The following is an 8,326-nucleotide window of genomic DNA, read 5'->3' on the forward strand; positions in this document are numbered from 1 at the left end:
GCGCCCCCCCCCCCCCCCCCCCCCCCCCCCCCACCACCGGCTGCCCTGGCTGGTGTTGGGTCTGACGTTCCTGCTGACGCTGGGGCTGCACGTCGCCTACAACCTGACCTTCGTCCAGCACCAGGGGCGCTACCTCTTCCCGGCGCTCATCCCCATCGCCATCGGCTTCACGGCGGGGTGGGGGTATTGGTTGCGGCCGTTCGTCCGCCGCTGGCCATGGGCGGGCTACCTGTTACCGCTGGGCGTGGCGACGCTGCTGGGCGGGATGTCGCTGTTCGCGCTGTGGCGAATCCTGCCGGGCCTGGCTCCGGCCTGACACAAGAGGCATCCACAGATTTCACAGATTATGGCCCCGGAACATGGATCGGGTCGCCATCTGGACACGTTCCACTCAACGTCGCTGGCATTCCAGGGCGACTTCAAAGTCCGGTTCGGGCAGGTACTCGCTGGCCCATAGGCGGTTGGGCGCTTCGTAGGTCGCGGTCGGCCAGCGGAAGTTCGTCAGGCCCACTTGCCGGATGGAGGGCGTGTACGTCCACGTCCCGGTCATGGTCGTCAGGTACGGCGGGCTGAAGTCATAGATGCTGCTGCCGTCGGCGTTCAAGGTGATGACCTCTGATGTCCAGACCAGGCCAAACTCATACTCCAGGCAGGTGTAGCTCCCGGTTGGCGGCCGCGTGGAGCCGGGCATGCCCATCACCGATGGCAAATAGAGGCGGACATCGCCTTGGGCGTAAAGTGGGCCGCTCGAACGCAGCATTTGCAGCGCGGCCAGCAGGCAGGCCAGGGCCATGGTGACGGCAAGGCCGATGTAGGCCAGTCGTTGCTTGAGGAACGGGCGGGGGGATTCGCTGTTCATCGTTTCCTCGGAGTGGGTAGCTTGTGGAAGAGCCGGCGGGACGCCGGCGATCCGGTTAGCGCGCGGCGAGGCGCTCGGCCAGCCAGGCGGCGTCGGCCTCGCTCAGGGGCGGCGGGGGCGGGGCGGCGCTGTAGTCCAGCAGCCGTTCGTAGCCGACCAGCTGGAAGCAGGCGTCCACGGCCCGCTGGAGTTCGAGCGGCGCGTCCTCATCGGGCGGCAGCAGCGGCGCGGGCACGGTCGGCAATCGGTCGCGCAGGCCGATAGGCCAGATGTCGGTGTAGGGCCGGTCGGTAAAGCGGCTGAGGTAGATGTAGTAGTCGGCTGGCGGCGGCGCGTCCTCGAACGTCAGACGCAGGCCGCGCCGCAGCAGGTCGATCTCCAGGAGGTGGGTGTGCGTGCCGAACAGCAGCCGGCGGCGCGCGTCATACTCCACCGCCCCATACCCCTGTTTGTTGGCCGGCGACAGGATTTCGATGACCGTCACCAGGCGGCGCTGGGCCACGTCGCGTATCTCCACGGTGAGGACGGGTGTCCCCACGTTGGTCAAGCCGATTGACCGGACGGATGGCGCGGTCATGCCGCTCGCGGCGTAGGCGCTCTGCCTCTCGGCCACGCGCGGCAACTCGGCGACGTGCACGTCGGGGTAGATGACGTGCTGCTCAGACGACAGGGCCATCAAACTGACGGACGGCCGTTCAATGACGTATCGTTTGGCGAGCAGAGCGACGTACTTGGGCGGCAACACCTTGAGCAGTTGCGCCCGTATTTCGCCGGCGAGCGTTTCGTGAAACTCCTGCCACAACTCGCCTTCGAGATAGGGATCCATTCCAGGAAATGGGGATGGCATGTTGGCCTCCATTTGGACGCTATGACCGACGGCTCCATTATATCACGGCGCGCCCTGTAGCTCAGTCATTCCTGACTGAGCGCTGCAACAGCGTGGCGCGGACACAGGATAAGAATCCTGTGCTACATGACCTGCCGCCCGCCGGGTAGCTCGCGCATCTCCCAGGTCAGGGTGTCGGCCCGCAATAGCAGTTCGCGCACACCCCCGGCCACGCCCGCGGGCAGGAGGACGAGCACGTGCTTCCCCTGTTCGTCGGCCCACTGCCGGCCCTGCTCCACCATGTGCCAGCGGTCATCCAGCCGCACCCGCCGCACCCGCACCCAACCGTCCGCGTCAAAGCTGCACTCAACCGCAATGGGCATTGTCACCATCTCCTACCCTCTCCCCACCCCTCTCCCAAGGGGAGAGGGAGTCAGAGCGCCCGCTCCCTCTCCCTGTGGGAGAGGGCTGGGGAGAGGGTTCTGTTTCTACCTACGACCCCCGCCACAACGCCGCCAGCCGCCGGTATTTGCGCCACTCATAGTAGGCCATATACAGGCTGAGCCGCAGTCCATGCAGGCCGTCGCGATACCCCTTTAGTGTGACGAACCGCCACCAGAAGTGGCGCAGCGGTTGCAGGACGAAGTTGCGCGGCTTCGGCCGCACGCCCTGATCCTTCAAGATGGCCGCGTCGTGCTCCACGTAGAAGCGCTGCTTGGCGTGGAAGTGGGCCGGGTCGCGGTAGTTGTGATGGATGAGCGGGTTGTGAAGGTAGCCGACCGCGCCGTCCACTTCGCCAAGTTCGTGCACCGGCCGCACGTAGCGCGCGTGGCCGTGGCGCAACAGGCGAAACTGGTAGTCGGGGAACCAGCCCGCGCCGAGCGTCACCCGGCCGAAGATGACGTTGTGACGCGGGACGTGCCAGCCATTCTCCGGCCGCTCGGCGATGACCCGCCGAATCTCCTCGGCCAGGGCATCCGTGCCCCGTTCGTCGGCGTCCACAAAGAAGACCCAATCCGTGGTCACGCTGTCCAGCGCCGCGTTGCGCTGGGCGGCGAAGTTGTCGAACGACCGCTGGTGCACCTCCGCCCCAGCCGCCTCGGCCAGCGCGACCGTGTCGTCGTCGCTACAGGCGTCGAAGACGACGATCCGGTCGGCCCAACGCAAGCTGTCGATGCAGGCCACGATGTGGCGGGCTTCGTTGCGGGTCAGGATGATAGCGGTTAGTTCGGGCATGGATGTGTCTTTCTGGGCGAGTGGTCGGTGGTCTCTCCCCTGCACCCCTGCACCCCCGCTCCCCTGCTGTCTTACTGCGCCCTATCGAGCGACAACTGATAATTGGCCGTTCCGCCGAAGAACTCGCGCAGAACCAGCCGCCATTGGCCGGCGGCAGTCACAACGAAGGCGGCAACCGACTCGCCGCCGCCGGCCGAGCTGTTGTCCACCTCCAGCGCCGTCCGTCCGTCCGGCCCCTGGAGCGCCAGCACCACGTCGCTACTGGACTCGGCCGGGCGCACGTCGATGTCGATCACGTCGCCCGCCTCAGCGTTGAACGTCCAGGCGACGGCTGTGTTGGACTGCACGACGCCGATGACTGTGTCGCCATAGTTGAGCGAGCCGGCGGTCTCCGGCGTGGCGACCGGCGCGGCCCCTAAGGCTATCTCGTAGTCGCCCGGCTCGCCGTTGAAATCGCGCACCAGGATGATGTACTGGTCGTCGCGGCCCAGCGTCAATTCGATGGTCTCCGGCTCGCCGGCCGCGAACTCGTCGGCGGCGGCCACACGCTCCGCCGCGCCATCCAGTAGCCAGATGTCGGGGTCGAGTGTACTGCTGAGCGGCGTGACGCGCACCAGGATGTGATCGCCGATCCCACCCTGGAAGAACCAGGCGTGGGCCTCCTGGCGCTGCAATGACTCCTGGTGTACCTCGCCGTAGCGCAGGTCGCCGGCGTCGTGGAAGTTGGCGATGGGTTGGCCGCCCTCGTCTAGCGAGATGGTGTAGGGGCCGCCCTGGGGCGAAAAGCTGCGCACGAAGATGGCATACTCGCCGGTGGCGGGCAGTTCGAAGTTGGCGAGCACCTCTGAGTCGCCGCTGAAACCCTCATCGAGACCGATGACGCGCTGGCCGTCCGGGCCGTAGAGATCGAGAATGGCGTCGAAGGTCGATGCGCCCGGCTCGACAACGATGCTGACCTGCTGCCGGGCCACGCCCTGAAATACCCAGGCGTGCTGCCCGTTGGCCGGCAGCGTCCCTTGCAGCGTTTGCCCGAAAACGATGGGGCCACCGCCACTGTACTGTGGCTGATCCGACAGAACCATTGACAGGTTGTAGCGTCCGGAATCGCGGAAGAAGTCGCTCACTTCAATGATATAGACACCGGGCTGGGTCAGTAGCAGGTCGGTTGCCGACTCCGTCGCCCCGGCGTAGCCGTTGTCCACGGCGGTGATGGGCTGGCGGTCAGGGCCCAACAGGGTCAAGGCCAGATCGAGCTGGGGCGCTTCCGGGCGCAGGAAGAGGCTGGCGTAGCGGTTGCCGGCGGTGGTAAACGTCCACAGGTCGTTGACCGAGCGCTCCAACGTGGCGCTGACCTCATCGCGGTCGCCGGCCAACTCGCCGCGAACGACGACGTTCCCCTCCTGCGCCTCCGCGCCGGGGCGAACACCGTAGACCCGAACTGATTGCAGCATCTCATCGAAGAGGCCCGCGTATTGTTCCCAGCGCGCGGTGGAAGCGCTGAACAGCAGGACGATCCAGGTGGGCGCCGCGCCGTTGGCCGGCGGCGGCGTGAAGAGGGCGATGCGGGTGCGCAGGTCGTTAGGCTCCGTACTGTTCAGGCCGATGGGGCCGTCGGCCACGTCAATGACGACCCCCGCCACGTCGTTGGCCGAGCGGATGGGGGTCGCCGGCGTCAGGCGCACGGCGGCCGGCGAGCTGGCTGTCAGCAGGTCGATGAGAACCGTCGCCGGGTCGGCGTCGGCCGCGGGTGGTGTGACGATCAGCCCGGACACATAGGCCCCGCCGGTAAACGATTTGCCCGCCAGCAGGCTGCGCCCCGTCCGTTCCGAGTCGGCGGCAAAGACCAGGTTGATGCCCAGACGGTTGCCCATCGCCGGGATGTCGAGTTGGTCGGTCAAGTTGACCCAGGTGGGCGGGACGAGGAGCGATAGGCCGGCGCGGTCGCTGCCCAGGGTCTGCCGCTCGTCGGCCGCAGGCTGCGGGGTGGGTAGGGGTATACCGGTTGGGCCGGGGTCGGTCTCGGGCGTGGCGGTTTCCTGGCCGGCGATGGCCGCCGTCGAGGTTTCTACCCACTCCGGTTCCAGAGTGGTCAGATCATTGTTATCAATAGACGACCGGCAGGCCGCGACGGTGGTGATCAGGATGCCAAAGACCAGATAGGGCCAGTCGCGCTTCTGCATGTGGCTTCCGGTCTCTGGAGCTTATGGGATTTGCCAGTCGCTCCCCAGGATGATCAGCACATCGAAGTTGCCGGCGGGGTTGCTGCCCGTGCTGACATTCAACGGGGGGATGTTCATCAGCCGGACCAGATATTGCACGGTGCCGGGGTGAGAACCGTAGTCGATGATCTGGGTCGATGTATAGGTAGCGGAGTCCGCGTTGCCGATCTCGGTGACGTTGACGTTCTCGGTGAGCAGGTACGCCTGCGTATCGGCGGCCAGGCCAAAGGTCGGTGTGCCGTTAAAGACGGCGACGCGCGCATCTTCGACGGTAATAGCCGTCGGCAGGGCCTCAATCACCGGCGTGGGCACGGTCGGTGGCGCGAACACCTCGTCCCGCAGGGCGCGCACCTTCTCGCGCACGGGCACTAGCACCTGCTGGCCGTCGAAAGTGGTGTCGTTGTAGACGTAGCTATAGTCGAGCACGACGTTGCGCAGGTTTTCGCGCGGCATCTGGCGCACCAGGTTACCCAGTTGCAGCGCTTCGTCCAGCTGCATGTTCGTGTCCACGTGCGCCTGGAAAGATTGCCACAGCTGGGGCGCGCTGAACAGCAGTTGGGGCAGCGTGTCCAGTTGCGTGGCCTGGTCGCGGACGGCCATGATGACCTGCTGCTGCCGGCCGGCGCGATCCACGTCGCCGCCAAAGGTGGCGCGGGTGCGGGCGTACTTCAGCGCCGTCGCGCCGTCGAGCCGCTGTTGGCCGACGTCGATGGTGAAGGGGTCGTAGCCGTAGCAATTGTCCGGGTAGCTCGGGTCCTCGATGCGCTCAGGCACCTCGACGACGATGCCGCCCATCAGATCGACGAAATCGATGAACGCCTGGAAGTCGACGGCCACATAGTAATGAATGGGGATGCCCAGGAACGCCTCGACCGTTTCGACCGCCAGTTGGGGGCCGCCGCCGGGGTACTCATACGCCTGGCCCAGGAAGTAAGCCTGGTTGATGCGATTGACGCCGAAGTCGGGAATCTCCACCCATAGGTCGCGGGGCAGCGAGAGGAGCGCGCCCGTCCGGCTGAGCGGGTCAATGGTGGCGACCATGATGGTGTCGCTGTGGGTCGGCCCCTCTTCGTCGCAGCGCAGGTCGACGCCCAGCAGCAGGATGTTGAGGCGTTCCGTCCCCACCCAATCGGGGATCGTCTCCGGGGAGATACTGCCGGACGGCGCGGCCACCGTGCCGCCGGTAATCTCGGGCGCCAGTTGGCCGGAACCGGTCTGTCCTGTGCCCGGATTGAAGTCCGGCCCAACGCCGTCGGATACCGAAGCGAGGCCGCGCACCGTGCGGAAGAGCCACGTGGAACTGAGGATCAGCAACAAAAGGCCCACTACAATCAGGAGTAGCAGCGCCCACACCGGCAAGCGTACGCCGGAATTACGACGGGGACCACGAGAATCACTTGTCATGAAACATAACCGCTGTGGGTCTATGCACGCGGCATTATAGCAGCCGGTCAAAATCCGGCAATCCCACAAGCAAGACCTGACAGGTGGGCGGCCACAAGTTGCGTTGCTGCTTTGGACACCTCTGGTCGCCCACCTGTCATGTCTGAGCGCCGGGCAGCAAGTGTTCGCCCGACTTGAAGCGGCGATAGGCGGCATAGGCCACCTGCGCTGCTGACAGCCACTCGGCCAGCGCCGCCTCGTCGCCATCCGCCAGGGCATCGCGGACGGCAGCTAACTCGGTTTCGGCCTCGCGCAGTGCGTCGAGCACGGCCTCGCGGTTGGTCAGCAGAATATCGAGCATCATGCGCGGGTCGCTGCCGGCCAGGCGCGCTGTGTCGCGAAAGCCGGAGGCGCTGATGGCCCACAGGCGCTCATCGGCCGCGCCGCGCATCAGCGCCCCGGCCAGCAGGTAAGGCAGGTGGCTGACGGCGGCGACGGTGGCGTCGTGTCGGGCCGCGTCGAGCACCACCGGGCGCGCGCCGATGGCGGCGATGAGTTGGCGGGCCAGTTGCTCGGCGGCCGGCGGCGCGTCCGGCAAGGGACACAGGACAAAGGTCTGGCCGCGATAGAGATCGGCGGCGGCGGCGGCCAGCCCGGCCGTCTCCTTGCCGCACATGGGATGGCCGCCGATAGCCGGGAAGCGTTCGGGCAGGGCGCTCATGGCGGCGACGACCGCCCGCTTGGTGCTGCCCAGGTCCAGCACGGCGCAGCCGTCCGGCCGCAGCGCGGGCAGCCGGGTCAGCGTGTCGAGGATGGCGCGCACCGGCGTGGCCAGCACCAGCAGATCGACCGGGGGCGCGTCGGGGGTCAGCGCCTCGACCGCCTCATCGACGATCCCGTCGCGCAGCGCCGCCTGGCGCGTCGCCGGCTGGCGGTCGACGCCGAGCAGATAGGGGACGTGACCGCGCAGGGCCAGCGCCAGCGAGCCGCCCATCAGCCCCAGGCCGACGATGCCGACGCGCGTGTGTTGCAAGTCGCTCATGGTGAAGAGATTATCCGCAGATTTCGCAGATTTCGCAGATTATTCAGACGTGTTTCACAGTCGGCCATATCAATCAGCGTTCAAATCAGCGTTTATCCGCGTCCCATTCTTCCAATTGCCGCGGATCGCCAATGTGTTACAATGGCAGCGATCGGGCAGCCGATTGCTGCCACATGGAACCGGCAATGGTTCCGCCGGTCAATTCCCAAATCCCCCTTAACAGCAACAACGCGACGAAGACCACGGGCCGGTGCGGGCGGGCTGTCACGCATCCGACGGTCCAGCCGCGAGATCACCGGAGGTACAACGATGGGTGGAAATCTGATTTTCTATGGGTCGGTGGCGGAGTTAGACCCAGACCTGCAACGAATCCTGGATGGCGAGGACGCGCGTCAGGCGTCTTCGATCATCCTGATCGCCAGCGAGAGCGAGGCCCCGGATGCCGTCCAGGAAGCGCTGGGCAGCAGCTTCGGCAACGTCTACGCCGAGGGGTATCCGCGCGAGGAGAGCCGCCGGCAGACGCAGGCCGAGATTCTCGATCTGGACATGGAGTTAGCCCACTACCGGCGCTACAGCGACCCGCGCTACTACAAGGGCGTGGAGTACGCCGACATCCTGGAGGCGCTGGCGCGGCGGCGCGCGGCCGAGCTTTTCGCCGCCAACGGCATCAGCGCCGACAACCTCTACGTCAACGTTCAGCCCCTCAGCGGCGCGCCGGCCAACAGCGCCGTCTACACCGCGCTGCTCCAGCCGGGCGATAC

At 66.4% G+C, this 8,326-nt stretch carries 8 protein-coding genes and 1 pseudogene; 2 read left to right on the plus strand and 7 right to left on the minus strand.

What is annotated here, in order from left to right:
* Window positions 1-316: hypothetical protein (locus ACE3UY_RS02315; RefSeq protein ID WP_374685938.1), on the plus strand; the 316-nt coding region annotated here is incomplete at its 5' end.
* Between the two features lie 75 nt (window positions 317-391).
* Here the strand turns inward: ACE3UY_RS02315 and ACE3UY_RS02320 are convergent.
* The 7 genes from ACE3UY_RS02320 to ACE3UY_RS02350 all read right to left on the minus strand — a co-directional run bounded on the left by ACE3UY_RS02320 (window position 392) and on the right by ACE3UY_RS02350 (window position 7,565).
* Window positions 392-859, minus strand: coding sequence for a hypothetical protein (locus ACE3UY_RS02320; protein ID WP_374685939.1), 468 nt, complete (start codon window positions 857-859; stop codon window positions 392-394).
* Between the two features lie 55 nt (window positions 860-914).
* Complete coding sequence (locus tag ACE3UY_RS02325) at window positions 915-1,706, minus strand: DUF4058 family protein (RefSeq protein ID WP_374685940.1); 792 nt, start codon at window positions 1,704-1,706, stop codon at window positions 915-917.
* 122 nt (window positions 1,707-1,828) lie between these two features.
* Entirely contained in the window at window positions 1,829-2,068 is a 240-nt protein-coding gene (locus tag ACE3UY_RS02330) for a hypothetical protein (protein ID WP_374685941.1), read from the minus strand.
* 109 nt (window positions 2,069-2,177) lie between these two features.
* Entirely contained in the window at window positions 2,178-2,921 is a 744-nt protein-coding gene (locus ACE3UY_RS02335) for a glycosyltransferase family 2 protein (RefSeq protein WP_374685942.1), read from the minus strand.
* Window positions 2,922-2,992: 71 nt separating this feature from the next.
* Complete coding sequence (locus tag ACE3UY_RS02340; RefSeq protein WP_374685943.1) at window positions 2,993-5,101, minus strand: hypothetical protein; 2,109 nt, start codon at window positions 5,099-5,101, stop codon at window positions 2,993-2,995.
* A 21-nt stretch (window positions 5,102-5,122) separates the two neighbouring features.
* The gene (locus ACE3UY_RS02345; protein WP_374685944.1) at window positions 5,123-6,457 is read right to left on the minus strand and encodes an LCP family protein; all 1,335 of its coding nucleotides are present in this window, start codon (window positions 6,455-6,457) and stop codon (window positions 5,123-5,125) included.
* 223 nt (window positions 6,458-6,680) lie between these two features.
* Window positions 6,681-7,565: a prephenate dehydrogenase gene (locus ACE3UY_RS02350; RefSeq protein WP_374685945.1), complete on the minus strand. Its 885-nt coding sequence runs from the start codon at window positions 7,563-7,565 to the stop codon at window positions 6,681-6,683.
* A 309-nt stretch (window positions 7,566-7,874) separates the two neighbouring features.
* On the opposite strand from ACE3UY_RS02350, the pseudogene ACE3UY_RS02355 reads away from it, so the two are divergent.
* A pseudogene (locus tag ACE3UY_RS02355) lies at window positions 7,875-8,326 on the plus strand (hypothetical protein); the annotation flags it as partial.

The sequence above is a fragment of the Promineifilum sp. (SeqCode) genome (genome assembly GCF_041918635.1).
Classification (GTDB): Bacteria; Chloroflexota; Anaerolineae; order Promineifilales; family Promineifilaceae; genus Promineifilum.